Annotated in this window: 14 protein-coding genes; 1 reads left to right on the forward strand and 13 read right to left on the reverse strand. The window is 60.3% G+C overall.

All coding sequences use genetic code 11. From position 1 onward, the window contains the following. Positions 1–44 precede the first annotated feature (44 nt). The 10 genes from PMI09_RS02205 to PMI09_RS02250 all read right to left on the reverse strand — a co-directional run bounded on the left by PMI09_RS02205 (position 45) and on the right by PMI09_RS02250 (position 12,107). A complete protein-coding gene (locus PMI09_RS02205) occupies positions 45–1,709 on the reverse strand; it encodes a phosphoethanolamine transferase (RefSeq protein WP_007788426.1) in 1,665 nt (554 codons plus the stop codon). A gap of 172 nt (positions 1,710–1,881) precedes the next feature. Further along, positions 1,882–3,396, reverse strand: a complete 1,515-nt coding sequence (glpK, locus tag PMI09_RS02210; RefSeq protein WP_007788428.1) for a glycerol kinase GlpK — start codon at positions 3,394–3,396, stop codon at positions 1,882–1,884. Positions 3,397–3,546: 150 nt separating this feature from the next. Next, on the reverse strand, positions 3,547–5,271 hold the full coding sequence (locus PMI09_RS02215) for an ABC transporter substrate-binding protein (protein WP_007788432.1): 1,725 nt from the start codon (positions 5,269–5,271) through the stop codon (positions 3,547–3,549). Positions 5,272–5,349: 78 nt separating this feature from the next. After that, positions 5,350–5,631 carry a DUF2160 domain-containing protein gene (locus tag PMI09_RS02220; protein WP_007788434.1) on the reverse strand — a complete coding sequence of 94 codons (282 nt, stop codon included), beginning with the start codon at positions 5,629–5,631 and terminating at the stop codon, positions 5,350–5,352. 16 nt (positions 5,632–5,647) lie between these two features. After that, a complete protein-coding gene (locus PMI09_RS02225) occupies positions 5,648–6,463 on the reverse strand; it encodes a carbohydrate ABC transporter permease (RefSeq protein ID WP_338009955.1) in 816 nt (271 codons plus the stop codon). A gap of 26 nt (positions 6,464–6,489) precedes the next feature. Beyond that, positions 6,490–7,356, reverse strand: a complete 867-nt coding sequence (locus PMI09_RS02230) for a carbohydrate ABC transporter permease (protein WP_007788437.1) — start codon at positions 7,354–7,356, stop codon at positions 6,490–6,492. Positions 7,357–7,358: 2 nt separating this feature from the next. Continuing rightward, positions 7,359–8,429: an ABC transporter ATP-binding protein gene (locus PMI09_RS02235; RefSeq protein ID WP_007788439.1), complete on the reverse strand. Its 1,071-nt coding sequence runs from the start codon at positions 8,427–8,429 to the stop codon at positions 7,359–7,361. An 11-nt stretch (positions 8,430–8,440) separates the two neighbouring features. Further along, positions 8,441–9,517, reverse strand: a complete 1,077-nt coding sequence (locus PMI09_RS02240) for an ABC transporter ATP-binding protein (protein WP_007788441.1) — start codon at positions 9,515–9,517, stop codon at positions 8,441–8,443. A gap of 41 nt (positions 9,518–9,558) precedes the next feature. After that, positions 9,559–11,076: a glycerol-3-phosphate dehydrogenase gene (gene glpD, locus PMI09_RS02245; protein WP_007788443.1), complete on the reverse strand. Its 1,518-nt coding sequence runs from the start codon at positions 11,074–11,076 to the stop codon at positions 9,559–9,561. A 212-nt stretch (positions 11,077–11,288) separates the two neighbouring features. Then, on the reverse strand, positions 11,289–12,107 hold the full coding sequence (locus tag PMI09_RS02250) for an AraC family transcriptional regulator (RefSeq protein WP_007788446.1): 819 nt from the start codon (positions 12,105–12,107) through the stop codon (positions 11,289–11,291). Between the two features lie 109 nt (positions 12,108–12,216). Between PMI09_RS02250 and PMI09_RS02255 the strand changes: the two genes are divergently transcribed. Beyond that, positions 12,217–13,428, forward strand: a complete 1,212-nt coding sequence (locus PMI09_RS02255; RefSeq protein WP_037081644.1) for an MFS transporter — start codon at positions 12,217–12,219, stop codon at positions 13,426–13,428. 84 nt (positions 13,429–13,512) lie between these two features. On the opposite strand, the gene PMI09_RS02260 is transcribed toward PMI09_RS02255, so the two are convergent. The 3 genes from PMI09_RS02260 to PMI09_RS02270 all read right to left on the reverse strand — a co-directional run bounded on the left by PMI09_RS02260 (position 13,513) and on the right by PMI09_RS02270 (position 17,635). Beyond that, positions 13,513–14,280 (reverse strand): SDR family NAD(P)-dependent oxidoreductase, encoded by a 768-nt coding sequence (locus tag PMI09_RS02260; RefSeq protein ID WP_007788449.1) that lies wholly within the window; start codon positions 14,278–14,280, stop codon positions 13,513–13,515. A 403-nt stretch (positions 14,281–14,683) separates the two neighbouring features. Then, positions 14,684–15,943 (reverse strand): glycerate kinase type-2 family protein, encoded by a 1,260-nt coding sequence (locus PMI09_RS02265; RefSeq protein WP_007788453.1) that lies wholly within the window; start codon positions 15,941–15,943, stop codon positions 14,684–14,686. A 36-nt stretch (positions 15,944–15,979) separates the two neighbouring features. After that, positions 15,980–17,635 (reverse strand): GMC family oxidoreductase, encoded by a 1,656-nt coding sequence (locus PMI09_RS02270; RefSeq protein WP_007788455.1) that lies wholly within the window; start codon positions 17,633–17,635, stop codon positions 15,980–15,982. Positions 17,636–17,643 lie beyond the last annotated feature (8 nt).

Raw genomic sequence — 17,643 nt, forward strand, 5'->3', positions numbered from 1 at the left:
CTCTCGGGTAGCCACTGTGGCAGCACAGCTGAACCCCGGCTATCTCATCGCTGGACGCTCGCGACCTTATCCGTCTTCCGCCGACACGCGGCGAAAACATCCAGATGCGGATCATACACCTTGGTCGCCACGTCCATCAGCCCAAGCACACTATGGAAGAGGTTGTCATGCGAACGGGAGCCATCCGTCTGCTTGGCCATGCAGCTCATCTCGAAGCCGGCGGACTTGGCGAGATCTTCACCGACCCAGACAAGGAACGGCACATGCGTCTGCTGCGACGGCGCCACGATATAGGGCGCACCATGCAGGTAGATGCCGTTCTCACCAAGCGATTCCCCGTGATCCGACACGTAGATCGCTGCACCCGCGACTTTCTCAGAATGCTGCTTGAGCTTGTCGATGACAGTCGAAACGACGTGATCCGTATAGAGGATCGTATTGTCGTAGGCGTTGGTGATCTCTTCGGCCGTGCAACTGCCAAAGTCATTGGCCCTGCAGTCGGGAACGAAGCGTCGGTACTCATCGGGGTAACGAGCGAAGTAGGCCGGCCCGTGACTGCCGAGCTGGTGCAGGACCAAGACGCTGTCGCCCTTCACGTGATCGAGCCAATCGTCGACCTTGTCGAGAAGGATGGCGTCGAGGCACTCACCGTCCTTGCAAAAGCGTGCATCGTTAGACTGCGGCAGCGAGGCATAGGCGACGCGGTCAGTCACGTGATAGCTGCCGGTATCGTTGTCCAGCCAGGACACGTCAACCTTGGCGTGGCCCAACACATCGAGAAGGTTCTCGGTCGCGAGCCCCTTGCGATGGGTATAGGCCGTTCGCGGATAGATGGAAAACATGCAAGGAATCGAGATTGCCGTCGCTGTACCGCAGCTGGTCGTATTCGGGAAATAGATGACGTTCTGCTTTTCGAGTTCCGGATTGGTCTTGCGTTGGTAGCCGCCCAGGGAGAAATCATCGGCACGCGCCGTCTCGCCCGCGACGATAATCGTCACGCGAGGCTTGTTGAGGCCGGCAGTGTTAACCCGGTGTGCATCCGTGCCGAGCGGTGCGGCGACCACATGCGCATCCTCCTCGGACGAAACGGCAAAGCCAATGGTGCTGGTGATCGGCGCAAACGGATTTAACCTCTCGAGGATGTCCCTATGAGCCCGCCCGACGCCCGCAAAGGCCCGATAATCGCCGAATCCGACTGTGGCGAAGACCGCCAGGCAAGCCAGAATCACGCCCGTATTGTGAGCAAGCTTGGACAGCACGGGGCGATGCCGGATACGCAGCCACATGATAAGAAGCGACGGCAATATCCCAGTGAGCAGCATATGAAGCACAAAGCGCGCGGTTATCAGATGCCCCGCCTCCGCGCCCGTCGACACTGCCGCGTTGCGGATCATTTCCTTGTCCACGATCACACCGAACTGATCGGTAAACCAGGAGCCGGCAGCTGCTGCGAGCACAAAGAAGATTAAAAACGGCTTGGTGACATACTTGGCCGAGAAAGCCGTGATAATTGCCGTGCTGATCGCTGAAATGCCGATCACAAAAAGCACGAATGACAGATGATCGGCAGCGAAATCACTGTATGCGGCGCTCCAGAACGAATGATTTGTCACCGAAAGAAGGTAGAGGGTCGTCACAAGGCAAAGCGTCACGCTGCCGATTGCGGGCCGCCAGTCGATCAGGCGGGCCTTGGTGGCACTATCTTTCAATTGGTCGTCTCCGCGTCCAGATTTGGCGTCGACGGAACCAGGATTGGATCATAGGTAATTCATGGCCGCCGATAATATTCGCCAGCCATGGCCGTGTTTTCTGACAGTCACCTGAACGCTTGAAGGCGAAGCGTCGCAGCCGCATCTAAAGGGCGGGCATACATTGAGCGATTCAGGCCAGCGGATTGCCGTATTGCGCGCCGGACAGCGTCCGCGACACGGCATTACGCCAGCCGGCGATCTTCGTCTGCCGCTCGGCCTCCTCCATCGACGGCTGGAACCGCCTGTTGCAAGCCCAGGCCTTTCCAAATTGCTCGTGGTCCGGCCAGACCGCCGCTCTCGAACCTGCGAGCCAGGCCGCGCCCAGCGCCGTTGTCTCCAGAACAGCGGACCGGTCCACCGGATTGCCGACCACATCGGAAAGGCGCTGCATCGTCCAGTCAGAGCTGGCCATGCCGCCATCGACGCGCAGGACCGTCTCGATGTGATGGCCGCCCCAATCCTTCCGCATCGCGATCAGCAGATCGAGCGTCTGGTAGGCCACGGATTCGAGCACCGCATGCGCCAATTCGGCCGGGCCGCTGTTTCGGGTCAAGCCGAAAATCGCACCCCGCGCCTCCGGATCCCAATAAGGAGCCCCGAGCCCCGTAAACGCCGGCACCACATAGACTTGCTGATTGGGATCGGCCCGCGTCGCCAGCGTGCCGCTCTCCGATGCCTGTGAAATAAGGCCAAGCCCGTCGCGGAGCCATTGCACGGCTGCACCGGCGATGAAAATCGAGCCTTCCAACGCATAGGTCGTCTTGCCGCCGAGCCGATAGGCGATCGTCGTAATCATCCGGTTGCTGGATACCACGCAGTCCCGCCCTGTGTTCAGGAGGGCAAAGCAGCCTGTCCCATAGGTCGATTTCATCATGCCGGGCTTGAAGCAGGCATTGCCGATGGTGGCGGCCTGCTGGTCGCCGGCAACACCGAGGATTGGGATGGCCGCGCCAAAGATTTCCCGATCGGTGACGCCGAAATCGTCCGCGCAGTCCTTGACCTGCGGAAGCATAGCTGCCGGAATCCTGAGAAGGCCAAGAAGCTCCTCGTCCCACCGACCCTCCGTTATATTGAAAAGCAGCGTTCGCGAGGCGTTGGTGGCGTCCGTGGCATGAACGCGTCCGCCGGTCAGATTGAAGATCAGCCAGCTGTCGACAGTGCCGAAACACACTTCACCAGCCTCGGCACGCTCCCGCAATCCGTCGACATTATCGAGCAGCCAGCGCAGTTTCGTTCCGGAAAAATAAGGATCCAGTAGCAGACCCGTCTTAGCGCTGAAGAGCTTCTCGTAACCGTCAGCCTTGAGACTGTCGCAGACTTCAGCCGTGCGCCGGTCCTGCCATACGATCGCCTTGTAGAGCGCCCTGCCTGACTTTCGCTCCCAGACAACGGTCGTCTCGCGCTGGTTGGTGATACCGATTGCGGCGATATCGGCCACTGGAACGTTGGCGTTTGCCAAAGCTTTCCGTGCCGTATTGACCACCGTGGTAAAGATCTCATCCGGGTCATGCTCGACCCAACCTGGTTGGGGATAGGATTGCTTGATCTCCTCCTGTGCAGACGAAATCATCTTCATCCCGGCGTCGAAGACGATCGCGCGCGAGGACGTCGTGCCCTGGTCGATCGCGAGAATATGGCCGCTCATTGTCTTCTCCGGCGCAATAGTTCGCCCAGCCGCCGCGAATGCGCCAGCTCATGCGATAAGTCGTTCCCTAGAGGCGGTTGGTGCCGACGGCGACTTTGCGCCGTCGGCATTGCTGTTGGCCGGGCCTCGTACCCGACCAAAAGCAGCCGATCAGTTCGACTGCCAGCTCTTGACCAGTTCGTCGTAGTTGACGGTAACCGGCTTTTCCTTCTCGTTCTCGATCTTCAGCTGGGGAGCGAGGTTGCCCTTGGCGACTGCGTCCTTGTTCCAGTATTCGAGATCATGCTCTTCGGCGAGCTTCGGTCCGATATCGCCCTGAACCTTGGCGCGCTCCAGGCGTTGCAGGACCTTTTCCTGCTCGGCGCAAAGCGAATCCATGGCTTCCTGCGGGGTCTTCGCGCCCGACGACGCATCGCCGATCGCCTGCCACCAAAGCTGAGCAAGCTTCGGATAGTCAGGAACGTTCGTGCCGGTCGGCGACCACTGCACGCGGGCCGGCGAGCGGTAGAACTCGACCAGACCGCCGAGCTTCGGAGCGCGTTCGGTGAAGCTCTTGTCGCGAATGGTGGATTCGCGAATGAACGTCAGACCGACGTGGCTCTTCTTGACGTCGACCGTCTTCGAAGTGACGAACTGCGCATAGAGCCATGCAGCCTTGGCGCGATCGTCAGGCGTGGACTTCATCAGCGTCCAGGAGCCGGCATCCTGATAGCCAAGCTTCATGCCGTCCTTCCAATAGACGCCATGCGGCGACGGGGCGAAGCGCCACTTCGGCGTGCCGTCCTCGTTCACAACAGGCAGACCCGGCTTGACGAAATCGGCGGTAAAGGCCGTGTAGGTGAAGATCTGCTGTGCGATCTCACCCTGAGACGGGACCGGGCCGGACTCCGAGAAAGTCATGCCCTGGGCCGCTGCCGGAGCGTAGGCCTTCATCCAATCCAGGTACTTCTGGATGGAATAGACCGCTGCCGGGCCGTTGGTGTCGCCGCCGCGTGCAACACACGAGCCGACCGGGCGTGAGTTCTCATCGACCTTGATGCCCCACTCGTCGACCGGCTTGCCGTTCGGGATACCCTTGTCACCATTGCCGGCCATGGAGAGCCAGGCATCAGTGAAACGCCAACCGAGCGACGGGTCTTTCTTGCCATAGTCCATATGGCCGTAGACCTTCTTGCCACCAACGTCGCGGCCGGTAAAGAACTCGGCGATGTCCTCATAGGCAGACCAGTTGACCGGAACGCCGAGATCGTAACCGTACTTCGCCTTGAAGTCGGCCTTGTTCTTCTCGTCGTTGAACCAGTCGTAGCGGAACCAATAGAGGTTCGCGAACTGCTGATCCGGCAGCTGATAGAGCTTGCCGTCCGGAGCCGTGGTGAAGGACTTCCCAATGAAGTCGTCGATGTCGAGGTTCGGGTTGGTGACGTCCTTGCCTTCGTTGGCCATCCAGTCCGTCAGGCTGCGTGCCTGCTGGTAGCGCCAATGCGTACCGATCAGATCCGAGTCATTGATGTAGGCGTCGTAGATGTTCTCGCCCGACTGCATCTGCGTCTGCAGCTTTTCGACGACGTCGCCTTCGCCGATCAGGTCATGCGTGACTTTGATACCGGTGATGGCCGTAAAGGCCGGCGCCAGGACCTTCGATTCATACTCATGCGTGGTGATGGTTTCGGAAACCACCTTGATATCCATGCCGGCGAACGGTTTCGCCGCATCGACGAACCATTGCATTTCCTTTTCCTGGTCGGCGCGGGGAAGCGTCGAGAGCTCGCCGACCTCCTTGTCCAAAAAGGCTTTCGCCTCGTCCATGCCGGCATAGGCGGAGCCCGCCATGGCCAGCAACATGCCTGCTGTTGTCGCTAGTAAATGCTTTCGCATAATATCCTCCCAGGGTTGCGATTGCAGTCTTCACGTTTCAGGCGGCCAGTACCCCCGGCCATCTGTCTTTCCTTGCCGTCACACGTAGCGAAAGACGCCAATGGCGTAGACTACGGAGAGGGCAAGAGCCCACCACAGGTTGGGTCCGACAAGACCCAGCCATGCGAGATGAATGAATGCCGCGCCAAGCAGCGATACGAAGAGCCGGTCTCCTCGCGTGGTTTCGAACCTGAGGATGCCCACCCGCGGCGAACCGCCCGGCGCGAAATACTCCCAGACGCTCATGCCAACCAGCAGCATGAGAATCGTCAGGAAAAACAATGCGGTCGGCAGCGTCCATGCCATCCAGGAAAAGTTCATGAGTGGTCCTTCCTTGTCAGACGCGGCCGAGCGCGAAGCCCTTGGCGATGTAGTTGCGTACGAAGTAGATGACGAGCGCGCCAGGAATGATAGTCAGCACGCCGGCTGCCGCGAGCACTCCCCAATCCATCCCTGCAGCCGAGACGGTGCGCGTCATGATCGCGGAAATCGGCTTTGCGGCAGTGGTTGTCAGCGTGCGGGCAAGCAGCAGTTCCACCCACGAGAACATGAAGCAGAAGAAGGCCGCGACACCGATGCCTGAGGCAATCAACGGCATGAAGATCTTCACGAAGAAACGCGGGAAGGAATAGCCGTCAATATAGGCCGTCTCGTCGATCTCCTTCGGCACGCCCGACATGAAGCCTTCCAGGATCCAGACCGCCAGCGGCACGTTGAACAGGCAGTGGGCGAGCGCCACGGCGATGTGCGTGTCGATAAGTCCGAAGGCGGAGTAGAGCTGGAAGAACGGCAGCGCGAAGACCGCCGGTGGTGCCATACGGTTCGTCAGCAGCCAGAAGAACAGATGCTTGTCGCCCAGAAACCGATAGCGCGAGAAGGCGTAGGCCGCCGGCAGCGCCGCCAGCACTGAGATCACCGTATTCATCACGACGTAGATGATCGAATTAATGTAGCCATTGTACCAGGACGGATCGGTGAAGATCACGCTGTAGTTGCGCAGCGTCGGGTTCTGCGGCCAGAGCGAAAAGGCGCCGGTAATCTCGGCGTTCTCCTTGAAGCTCATATTGATCAGCCAGTAGATCGGCAGCAGCAGGAAGATGATGTAGATCGTCGAAACGACCCAGGAGAAGTTGCCCGCAGGCTTGTATTTCATTGTCTGAGCCATGGTCCTCTCCTTTCTCAGGCGTTCGCGTCGCTGCTGGTCATGACGGTGTAGAAGATCCACGACAGCAACAAGATGATCAGGAAGTAGATGATCGACATTGCCGCTGCGGGACCGAGGTCGAACTGGCCGACGGCCATCTTCACCAAGTCGATCGACAGGAACGTCGTCGAGTTGCCGGGACCGCCGCCGGTGACGACAAAAGGCTCGGTGTAGATCATGAAGCTGTCCATGAAGCGCAGCAGCACGGCGATGAGCAAGACGCGTTTCATCTTCGGCAGCTGGATGTAGCGGAAGACGGACCAGCGCGACGCGCCGTCGATCTTTGCCGCCTGATAGTAGGCATCGGGGATTGAAACGAGGCCGGCATAGCAGAGCAGCACGACGAGGCTTGTCCAATGCCAGACGTCCATGACGATGATGGTGATCCACGCATCAAGGGGATCGCGGACATAGTTGTAGTCAAACCCCATAGCCTCAAGCGTATGGCCAAGCAGGCCGATGTCGACACGACCGAAAACCTGCCAGATGGTGCCGACCACGTTCCATGGAATGAGCAGCGGCAGCGCCATCAGCACGAGGCAGACCGGCACGCCGAGCCCCTTCTTCGGCATGTTCAGCGCGATGAAGATGCCGAGCGGGATTTGCAACGCCAGAATGATCAGCGAGAAAGCGAGATTGCGCTGCAACGCCGCCCAGAAGCGGTCGGAGTGAAGCGTCTGCACGAACCAGTCCGTACCCGCCCAGAAGAACTCGTTGTTGCCGAACGTGTCCTGCACCGAGTAGTTGACGACGGTCATCAGCGGAATGACGGCCGAGAAGGCAACCAGCACCAGAACCGGCAGAACCAGAAACCAGGCTTTGTTGTTCCAGGTCTTTTCCATGCTCAGCCCTCCCTGCCGACGCGCCAGGAATTGGCGTAGATGTTGATCGCAGCCGGATCGAAGGTCACGCGTGCATCGGCCGGGATTTCAGAGTCCTCCGTGACGACGATGGCGATCGGCTGACCGGCAAACGTCGCCCGTACGACCTTTTGCCGTCCAATGTCCTCGACCCTGTTGACAGTAACCGGCATCCCCTCGCGGCCGAGATCGATGAACTCCGGACGGATGCCCAGCTCAATCTTTGCACCAGCGGCCGTTTGCGGCGCATAGTCCAATGACAGTGTTTCGCTGCCGATGCGGACCGCGTTACCCTGCAGCTGGACCGGCAGAACGTTCATGCCCGGCGAGCCGATGAAGTAGCCGACGAATGTGTGGCTCGGCCGTTCGAAAAGTTCTGCCGGCGTGCCGATCTGGACGATTTCCCCCTCGTACATGACGACAACCTTGTCAGCGAAGGTCAGCGCCTCCGTCTGGTCGTGGGTCACGTAGACCATGGTGAAACCGAACTGCTTGTGCAGGCGCTTCAACTGCGAACGCAGCACCCATTTCATGTGCGGGTCGATAACGGTCAACGGCTCGTCGAACAGGATTGCGTTGACGTCGTTGCGCACCAGCCCGCGACCGAGCGAGATCTTCTGCTTCTGGTCGGCCGTCAGGCCCTGCGCCTTGCGCTTGGCCATGCCGCCGAGATCGATCATTTCGAGAATGTCGCGAACGCGGCGATCGACTTCCAGCTCGGCAACACCGCGGTTGCGCAACGGAAAGGCCAGATTGTCGTAGACGGTCATGGTGTCGTAAATAACCGGGAACTGGAACACCTGCGCGATGTTGCGCGCCTGTGTCGAAAGGTTCGTCACATCGTATCCATCGAAGAGGATGCGGCCATGGGACGGCTGCAGCAGGCCGGAAATGATGTTGAGCAGCGTCGTCTTTCCGCAGCCGGACGGTCCAAGAAGCGCGTAGGCGCCGCCGTCCCTCCATTCGTGATCGACTTCGCGAAGCGCATAGTCCGTGTCCGACTTCGGGTTCGGCCCGTAGGCGTGGCGGATGTGGTCGAGCGTGATGCGTGCCATGTCCTTCTCCCTTACGCCTTTGCGCCAGTTGCAATAGCGCGACCGTCGGTGCCAAAAGCCATGACGTGACGCGTGTCGAGATAGACGTCGACCTCGGTGTCCGGATCGATGTTGTGAATGCCGTGCGCGAGCATGACCCAGCGCACACCATCGAAATCCAGGTGCACGAAGCTCTCGGAGCCGGTGATTTCCGAGATCTGTGTGCGAGCCTGGAGCCTTGCTGCGGCCGGGGTCTGCGGCGAAAGACCGAGGTGGTGCGGATGGAAGGCAATTGTGACCGGGCCATCGGCCATTCCGGCCAGATGTGCAGGCACCGGCAGCATCGTCGCATCCTGCCTTTGGAATACTCCACCAGCCTTTACGACATCAATGAAATTGAGCGGCGGATCGGCAAAGGTCTTTGCTGTGACAAGATCGAACGGGCTTCGATAGACTGAAATGGTCGGTCCGAACTGGGTCACGCGGCCCTCCGAAAGGGTCGCCGTGTTGCCGCCGAGCAGAAGCGCTTCGGAGGGCTCCGTTGTGGCATAGACGAAGATCGCGCCAGATTGCGCAAAGATCTTCGGCAGCTCAGCCCGCAATTCTTCGCGCAGCTTGTAGTCGAGGTTGGCGAGCGGCTCGTCCATCAGCACCAGGCTGGCATTCTTGACGAGCGCACGCGCAAGCGCCGTGCGCTGCTGCTGGCCGCCGGAGAGATTGAGTGGCGTCCGGTCCAGATAGGGCGTGAGGCGCAACAGATCGGCGGCCTTGCGCACTTCCCGGTCGATCGTCGCCGCATCCTTGCCAGCAATGCGCATCGGCGAGGCAATGTTTTCGTATACCGTCAGCGCCGGATAGTTGATGAACTGCTGGTAGACCATCGCGACATTGCGCTTCTGCACCGGCATGCCGGTCACATCCACGCCGTCGAAATGGACCGAACCACCCGTCGGACGATCGAGCCCGGCCATCAGCCGCATCAGCGACGTCTTGCCGGACAGCGTCGGCCCCAGCAGCACATTCAGCGTGCCTTTTTCAAACGCAAGATTGGTCGCGTGGATATGATTTTCCCCACCCACCATCTTTGCGGCGTTGCGCAATTCAAGCATTCCGGTTCCCGTGCCTCCTCAACAGCGGGGACATTACCGCTTCAACCAGCCATCTGTGCCGGTCGCGCGGCCATGTACTCCTCCAACAGTGCAGCCTGTTCCTTGGTCAGACGCAGGCCGTCCTTCGTTCTTCGCCAAAGCACATCGTCCGCGCTTCTGGCCCATTCGTGATTGATGAGATAGCGAACCTCTGCCTCGTAGAGATCGCCACCGAAACAGTGCCCCAGGTCGTCGGTGGTGGCCGCCCGTCCAAGCAGAACCGACGCCTTCGTGCCGTAGCGGCGCACCAGTCGGCGCGCATGCCGGTCGGCCAGGAACAGATAGCGGCCCTTCAGCTTCGCGACTTCAGCCTCAAAGCCGGTTGCTGCGAAATCGCCGCCCGGCAGATGGCTTTTCGCTGTCCACGGCGCACCTTTGGCGCCGATCGCCGCAGCAATCTTTTCCAGCGCATGCTCGGAAAGCCGCCGATAGGTCGTGAGCTTGCCGCCGAATACGTTGAGCAGCGGCGCGCTTTCCCCCTCGCCTTCGATTTTCAGCACGTAGTCGCGGGTTGCCTCCTGCGCCTTGGAAGCGCCGTCGTCAAACAGCGGCCGCACGGCCGAGTAGGTCCACACGATGTCGTCCGGCCGCACCGGCTCCTTGAAATACTCGCTCGCCGCGTTGCAGAGATACGTCGTTTCTTCCTCGGATATCTTCACATCCTTCGGATCGGCCGAGTAGTCGCGGTCAGTCGTACCGATCAGCGTGAAGTCCTGCTCGTAGGGGATCGCGAAGATGATGCGGTTGTCCGGATTCTGGAAGAAGTAGGCTCGTGCATCGTCGAACTTCTTCTTCACCACGATGTGGCTGCCCTGCACGAGGCGCACATGGTGAGCCTCGTTTTGCCCGAAAGCCGCGCGAATAACGTGATCGACCCAGGGACCGGCTGCATTCACCAGCATCCGCGCCTGAAAACTGTTCCCGTGCCCGCTGACGGTGTCGATCGTTTCGATCAACCACATCCCATTCTCACGTCGCGCCGAAACGACCTTCGTCCTCGGCATGATCAGCGCGCCGCGGTCGGCGGCGTCCCGCGCGTTGAGGACGACCATGCGCGCATCGTCGACCCAACCGTCCGAATATTCGAATGCCTTTGTGAAGAGCGCCTTCAACGGCTTGGCGGCCGCATCCCGGCGCATGTCGAGAACCGCGGTCGGCGGCAAAAGTTTGCGACCGCCGAGATGATCATAGAGAAACAGCCCGAGGCGGATGAGCCATGCCGGTCGGATGCCGCCCTTGTGATAGGGCAACACGAAGCGCATCGGCCAGATGATGTGCGGCGCCATCGCCCAAAGCACTTCGCGCTCCATCAGCGATTCGCGCACCAGACGAAACTCGTAGTGCTCGAGATATCGCAAGCCGCCATGAATGAGCTTAGTCGCGCCGGAGGACGTGCCCGAAGCGAAATCGTTCATCTCTGCAAGCGCGACCGAATAGCCACGTCCGACCGCGTCACGCGCAATCCCGCAGCCGTTGATGCCACCGCCGATGATGAAAAGATCGTGAATCTGACGGCTCACGTTCCCCCTCCGAGCCAGAATATACCGCATCGCAAAAAGCTTGCGCAGTTGCGAAAGTAAAAGCAGTTAAAACGAAGATTATTCGAATGTCAAACGAATGTTTTTCGAATTTTTGAAACGCACAGATTTACCGTGAACGTCAACGTCATATCGGTGTCCGGCGCGGATATCGCGCCGTCTGCCAAACCGCGAATCCTTCCTCCGGAAAACCCTCAATATTGTTCGGGTGCTCTGAAATAGGCGCGCGGAGCCGCCCCCAGCATCCGCCTGAACATGGTGGTAAAGGCGGCGACGCTGTCATAGCCGAGGTCAAGGGCAACGGCTGTAACAGTCTCCCCGGCTGCAAGGCGTGGCAAGGCAGTAAATACCGCTGCCTGCTGGCGCCACGTCGAGAGACTGATTCCCGTTTCCTTTCGGAAGAATCGGGTAAAGGCGCGCCGGCTCATAGCGAGCCGCTCAGCCCAGTCGTCGATAACCAGCCGGGCACTTGGATTTTCCATGAAGCCGCGGCAGAGGGCGGCCAGGCGTATGTCGGACGGAAACGGCAATCCCAACGGCCTGTCGGGAAGCCGCAGGACTTCCTCGAGCAGCAGGGCCATGACGAGATCATGCCGGCCGCTTTTGGCCTCCGGCAGCGCGACGGCCTCGATGATCAGTGCCCTGGCAAGGTCGGTCAGCGCAACGACGCGGACGGCCGTTGGCGGGTCGGCCAGAGCATGAGGCGCGACATAGGCGGACAGCATGGCAACGTCGCCCAGCATATCGACGGTATGGACAAGCTCGGCCGGTATCCATAGCGCATGCTGTGGCGGCACCATCCACCGCCCCTGTACTGACGACACCATGACGACACCGGCGCGGGCATAGACGAACTGCGCACGACTATGGCTATGCGGTTTTACATGATAGCCGGCCGGATATTCCGCGGGGATGGCATAGACCGGCTCGGAGGCAGCCTCGATGGCAGCAAGTCGCTCCACATGGAGCTTGGCCAGCTCGCTCACCGCCAACCGCTGTCCGGATTTTGTCATTTTTGGCCCACTCGCGAAACAGCAAGACCAAAACACGAAAGCGGGACAGCAGCAAGTCGGCTATCTCCGGATCGTCAAAGGACGGAGTAGAATCGTGACAAACAGCGCAATGACGGCAGAGAGGCACTCTGCGGAACAGACGGTTTTCGGCATCATCATGGCCGTGAGCTTCTGCCACCTCCTCAACGACACAATGCAGTCGCTGATCCCTGCTCTTTATCCGATGATCAAGGACGGCTACGGTCTTGACTTCACGCAGATCGGCTTCCTTGGCCTCGTGTTCCAAGTTACTGCATCGCTTCTACAGCCGCTGATCGGCATCTATACTGACAAGCGCCCGTTGCCTTACTCGTTGACTGTCGGCATGGGCTTCACGCTGATCGGCCTGGTGCTGCTTGCCTACGCGCACGCCTATTGGGTGCTGCTCATTGGCGCCGGCGTCGTCGGCCTCGGCTCGGCCGTGTTCCATCCGGAATCCTCACGCGTTGCCCGGCTGGCTTCGGGCGGACGCCATGGCCTTGCCCAATCGCTGTTTCAGGTTGGCGGCAATTTCGGCTCGGCGATCGGTCCGCTGTTGGCAGCCTTCATCGTGCTGCCGCGTGGCCAGCATAGCGTTGCATGGTTCTCGCTTGCAGCGCTGACCGGCATGATCATCCTGTGGCGCGTCGGTGCCTGGTATGCGGACCACCGCAAGAACAATGCCGGTCGCAAGGCAGTGGTACCTGCCGTACATGTCCCGCGCGCGGAGGTCATTGCGTCGATCGGCGTCCTGGCACTGCTGGTGTTCTCGAAGTACGTCTACATGACAAGCCTTTCGAGCTACTACACCTTCTACATGATGGAGCGCTTCGGCGTGTCGGTACAGCACGCGCAGATTCTGCTGTTCGTATTCCTCGGCGCCGTTGCCATCGGCACGGTCGCCGGCGGTCCTGTTGTCGACTGGTTCGGCACCAAGTTCGTGATCTGGTTCTCGATCCTCGGCGCCCTGCCCTTCACGCTTGCCCTGCCTTATGCCGACTACAGCTGGACGGTCTTCCTGACCTTCCTGATCGGCGTCATCCTCGCCTCCGCCTTCTCGGCGATTGTCGTCTTCGCCCAGGAGCTGGTTCCGGGACGCGTCGGCATGATTGCCGGCTTGTTCTTCGGCTTTGCCTTCGGTATCGGCGGTATCGGCGCAGCGGGCCTCGGCATGGTGGCCGACCACATGGGCATCGAATTCGTTTATCGCATCTGCTCGTATCTGCCGCTGCTTGGCCTGCTGACCATCTTCCTGCCCGATATTGGCAAGGGCCGCCGCCATGCTGCGAAAACCGGCAGTTAAGCCCGTACCGCAGGATACGAAACGACAAGGGCCGAGATCACGATCTCGGCCCTTTTAATTTAAGCTTGGCAAGTCGAACCGGACCTAGATGGCGGTGAACCCGTTGTCGACGAAGAGATGTGCGCCATTGACGAACATCGACTCGTCGCTGGCGAGATAGAGCGCGGCGCGCGCCACATCCTCCGGCTCGCCGATCCGACCCTGCTGAGCGGCAATAGCAGCATCCGACACATCGACGCCAAGGGCCTGCAATTCGCTCACCTCGCGTAACCCATGCGGCGTGCGGATAAAGCCGGGGCAGACGGCATTGCAGCGAATGTTGCGATCCCTGAACTCCACGCCGATTGCCCGCGCAAACATATGCACGGCGCCCTTCGTCGTGTCGTAAAGCACCTCCATCGGCGTTGCGGCCACTGCCGAGATTGACGACGTGCAGACGATGGAACCGCCGCCGGCGGCAATCATCCCCGGCAGCACGGCTCGTGTCATCAGGAACATGGACCGAACGTTCACCGCATGCAGCCATTCCCACTCCTGAAGTGTCGTTTCCAGGAACGGCTTGATGACGATCGTCCCGGCGTGGTTGAAAAGCACGGTAACAGCGCCGAAGCTTTCCTCCACTCCCTTGACCGCCTGGATAACTGCCGCCTCGTCGGATACGTCGGCTACCCAGTACTCCGCAACATGACCAGCAGCGCGGATTTCCTCCGCCGTTTGGCGCGCTGCCGCTTCATTCCGGTCAATGATCGCCACCTTGGCGCCCTCGGCGGCAAAGAGACGGGAGGCTGCCCCACCCATGCCCGTCGCGCCACCGGAAATGATTGCAACTTTCCCCTTCAGCCGGTCGACCATGACCAATCCCCTTGTTTTTTTGTTCCGCCGTCGCTCACTCTAGCTTGAGCGAACGCCCAAGCATCCAGTGTTGAAGGGAGTCCCTTCCAATGTCCAGACATACGGCACGCGGGGTCGTTAACCTTACCAAATAACCAACAGAACAGCTTTCGGTTGTCTCAACGCGCGACACCCGGCATTGGTATTTCCAGCGGCTCACCATCAGCCGCGGTCCGGAAGGGGTCCGGATCGATAGAGCCCGCCCCGAGGGGCCTGGGGCGGGCTTCCTCAAACACAACAAAGACATAAGCGTCGCCGGATCGTGCCGTACAGACTTGCAGCATACTGATTTGGCGCTGCGGCACTTCACGCATGACGCCGCCAACTGGCACACGCTAAGGCTGATCGGCCTCTCGCTGCAGCCCTACGTTACAAGAAAAGCGCGGAAATCATTCACGTTGGTACCCGTCGGTCCGGGTACAAAGAGATCGCCGGCGAGGTTGAAGGCCGACCACGCATCATGACCCGCAAGGAACGCGCGCGCATCGCCGCCGGCGCTCCTGATGCGCGCCACCGTCCCGCCGTCGCAAAAGGCGCCGGCATTGTCTTCGGAGCCGTCGATGCCGTCGGTATCCGCAGCCATTGCCACAACGCCGTCGACACCTTGAAGATCGATCGCGGCCGAGAGAAGAAGCTCGGAATTTCGTCCGCCCTTGCCGTACGTTCCAGCTCCGATACTGACGGTGGTCTCCCCGCCAGAAAGCAGCACGAGAGGCTTTGGAGCCGGAGGCCTTGCGGAGAACTCACGAGCGAGCGCCGCATGCATCCGGCCGATATCCTTCGCCTCTCCTTCGATCGAATCCGAAAGAATGAGGGGGTGCACGCCAAGGGATCTCGCCCGATCGGCAGCCGCCTCCAAGGACACGCGCGCCGAGGCAATCACATGAACCTCGTTGTTGGCGAATACGTTGTCGCCGGCGGCTGGCGCTCTCCTATTCCGGATGCAGTCGATTACGCGCGCCGGGAGATCGATCCGATAGTCCCGAATCACTCGGAGCGCCTCCTCCGCATCGCTGTTGTCTGGAACCGTAGGCCCTGACGCAACGAAGGCCGGATTGTCTCCCGGAACATCTGACACAACGAGGCTGACTACCCTGGCCGGGTAGGCAAGGGCGGCAAGCCGTCCTCCCTTGATGCGAGAGAAATGCTTCCGCACGACGTTCATGCCTGAGATGGGAGCCCCCGAGGCCAGCAGTGCTTCGTTCAAGGCGCTTTCGTCGGCGAGGGTAAAGCCAGTCGGCGGTGCCGGCAGGAGGGCTGAGCCGCCGCCGGATATCAGCGCAATGACCAGATCGTCGGAGGTCAGCCCATGCACATGGTTTATCAGCGCCTCTGCCGCAACGAGGCCAGCCCTGTCCGGGACGGGATGAGCCGCCTGCAGAATTTTGGTCGACCGGCAGTCCGCGATTGGCCCATGCCTGGCAACAGCGAGACCTTCGAACGGATAAGACCAGGCACGCTCGAATGCAGCCGCCATTTGGCTCGCTGCCTTCCCGGCTCCGATAACAATTGTCCGGCCTTTCGGCGGATCTGGCAGGTGGCGGACCAATGCCTCGTAGGGGTCGGCAGCCTTGACCGCCTCATGAAACAGGGTTTGCAGGAAAGCTCGTGAATCGGAAATCAAACCCTACTCCATTTTTAAACTTCGCTGTCCGAACACTTAGCTGACGATCGCCCTCGCCCTCGGTCGCGTTTCGTTGCGCTCGTGAGCAAAGATCGCTGCAGGCAGTGGCGGCAATCCCCGGATAAGGTCAGAGCCTCGTTCGCCAATCATTATGGTCGGTGCGTTGGTGTTGCACGATGGAACCCGCGGCATGACCGACGAATCGCACACCCGAAGCCCCTCGAGACCATGGACCTTGAGATCGAGACCGACAACAGCTTCCGGCCCCGTCCCCATCTTGCAGGTGCCAACCGGGTGGTGGTCGGTTTTCGCGTTGGCGCAGCCGTAATCGAACAGCTGCTCGTCGGTCATGACCTTCGGGCCCGGCAATCGCTCGGCCAGAATATAGGGCTTGAGCGCTGCCTGCTGCATGATCTCGCGGGCGATCTTCAATCCTTCCAGTGACATGACCTTATCATGCAGGTCGGACCAGTAGTTCGGATCGATCAGAGGCGCAGCACCCGGATCAGCTGCGGAAAGCCGCACCGTTCCGCGTGAACGTGGGTGCAGGTAGGCCGAGTTCAGGGTCACACCGGCATTCTTCAGGCGCTCGACCCCCGCCTCGATCCCGGATCCAAGGCCAAGGTGGAACTGAATATCGGGCGACCGCGCATCCGGGTCGGCATACCAGAAGCCTCCGGTCTCAAAGAGGGAGGAGGCAACCGGACCCGTTCTAAACAGGACATACTGAACGCCGGCCCAGATCGTCCTGTGGAGCTTCGCGACGCCATCGTAGGTGTGATCGCCGGTGCATTCGGAGATGACAAAGAGATCGAGATGATCCTGCAGGTTGCCACCAACGCCTGGAAGATCGTGGTGCACCTTGAGCCCTACCGATCGAAGATGGTCAGCAGGACCGATCCCCGACTGAAGGAGGAGCTTCGGGGATCCGATCGCACCCGACGATACAAGAACTTCGCGTTCGGCGCGAACGATCTCGGAGCCACGGTCGGTCGCTATCTCGACGCCGACGGCGCGATGGCCCTCCAGGACAATGCGCGCCACCCTCGCGCCCGTCCGGACCACCAGGTTCTTCCGTCCTTTAATTGGGGAGAGGTATGCCAGCGATGCCGACGAACGGCGACGGTCGCGTTGCGTCAGCTGATAGAAGCCGACACCCGCCTGCTGCCGACCATTGAAATCATGATTATACGGAATGCCGAGTTCCTGGCCGGCCCGTATGTAGGCATCGCAAATCGGCAAGGGAGAGGCAGGCATCGAGACACCGAGGGGCCCCCCGTAGGAGTGATAATCGTCAGCAAAGCGCTGATTGTCTTCGGCGCGCTTGAAGTACGGCAGTATGGAGCGATAGTCCCAGCCCTCACATCCATCCTCGCTTGCCCACAGGTCATAGTCTGCCGCGTTACCGCGGGTATAGAGCTGGGCATTGATCGATGAGCCGCCGCCGATCACCTTAGCCTGCGTATAGCGCAGCACCCTGCCCTTCATGTGCTTCTGCGGAACTGTCTCCCAGCCCCAGCTCGCAACGCCCTTCGTCATCTTCGCGAAACCCGCGGGCATATGGAACAATGGGTTCCAGTCGCCTCCACCGGCTTCAAGCAGCAGCACATTAACGTCGGGATCTTCACTCAGCCGGCTGGCCAACACGCATCCCGCGGGGCCTGCTCCGGTAATAATGTAGTCGAAACGCATTTCTCTAT

The organism is Rhizobium sp. CF122 (genome assembly GCF_000282035.1).
In the GTDB taxonomy this organism is placed as follows: Bacteria; Pseudomonadota; Alphaproteobacteria; order Rhizobiales; family Rhizobiaceae; genus Rhizobium.

Bases quoted from the DNA above. Each gene is read 5' to 3' on its own strand.
- PMI09_RS02255 (WP_037081644.1), top strand. From the start codon at position 12,217: ATGACGGCAGAGAGGCACTCTGCGGAACAGACGGTTTTCGGCATCATC.
- PMI09_RS02230 (WP_007788437.1), bottom strand. From the start codon at position 7,356: ATGGAAAAGACCTGGAACAACAAAGCCTGGTTTCTGGTTCTGCCGGTT.
- PMI09_RS02235 (WP_007788439.1), bottom strand. From the start codon at position 8,429: ATGGCACGCATCACGCTCGACCACATCCGCCACGCCTACGGGCCGAAC.
- PMI09_RS02260 (WP_007788449.1), bottom strand. From the start codon at position 14,280: ATGGTCGACCGGCTGAAGGGGAAAGTTGCAATCATTTCCGGTGGCGCG.
- PMI09_RS02225 (WP_338009955.1), bottom strand. From the start codon at position 6,463: ATGAAATACAAGCCTGCGGGCAACTTCTCCTGGGTCGTTTCGACGATC.
- PMI09_RS02270 (WP_007788455.1), bottom strand. From the start codon at position 17,635: ATGCGTTTCGACTACATTATTACCGGAGCAGGCCCCGCGGGATGCGTG.
- PMI09_RS02215 (WP_007788432.1), bottom strand. From the start codon at position 5,271: ATGCGAAAGCATTTACTAGCGACAACAGCAGGCATGTTGCTGGCCATG.
- PMI09_RS02220 (WP_007788434.1), bottom strand. From the start codon at position 5,631: ATGAACTTTTCCTGGATGGCATGGACGCTGCCGACCGCATTGTTTTTC.
- PMI09_RS02250 (WP_007788446.1), bottom strand. From the start codon at position 12,107: ATGACAAAATCCGGACAGCGGTTGGCGGTGAGCGAGCTGGCCAAGCTC.
- glpK (WP_007788428.1), bottom strand. From the start codon at position 3,396: ATGAGCGGCCATATTCTCGCGATCGACCAGGGCACGACGTCCTCGCGC.
- PMI09_RS02240 (WP_007788441.1), bottom strand. From the start codon at position 9,517: ATGCTTGAATTGCGCAACGCCGCAAAGATGGTGGGTGGGGAAAATCAT.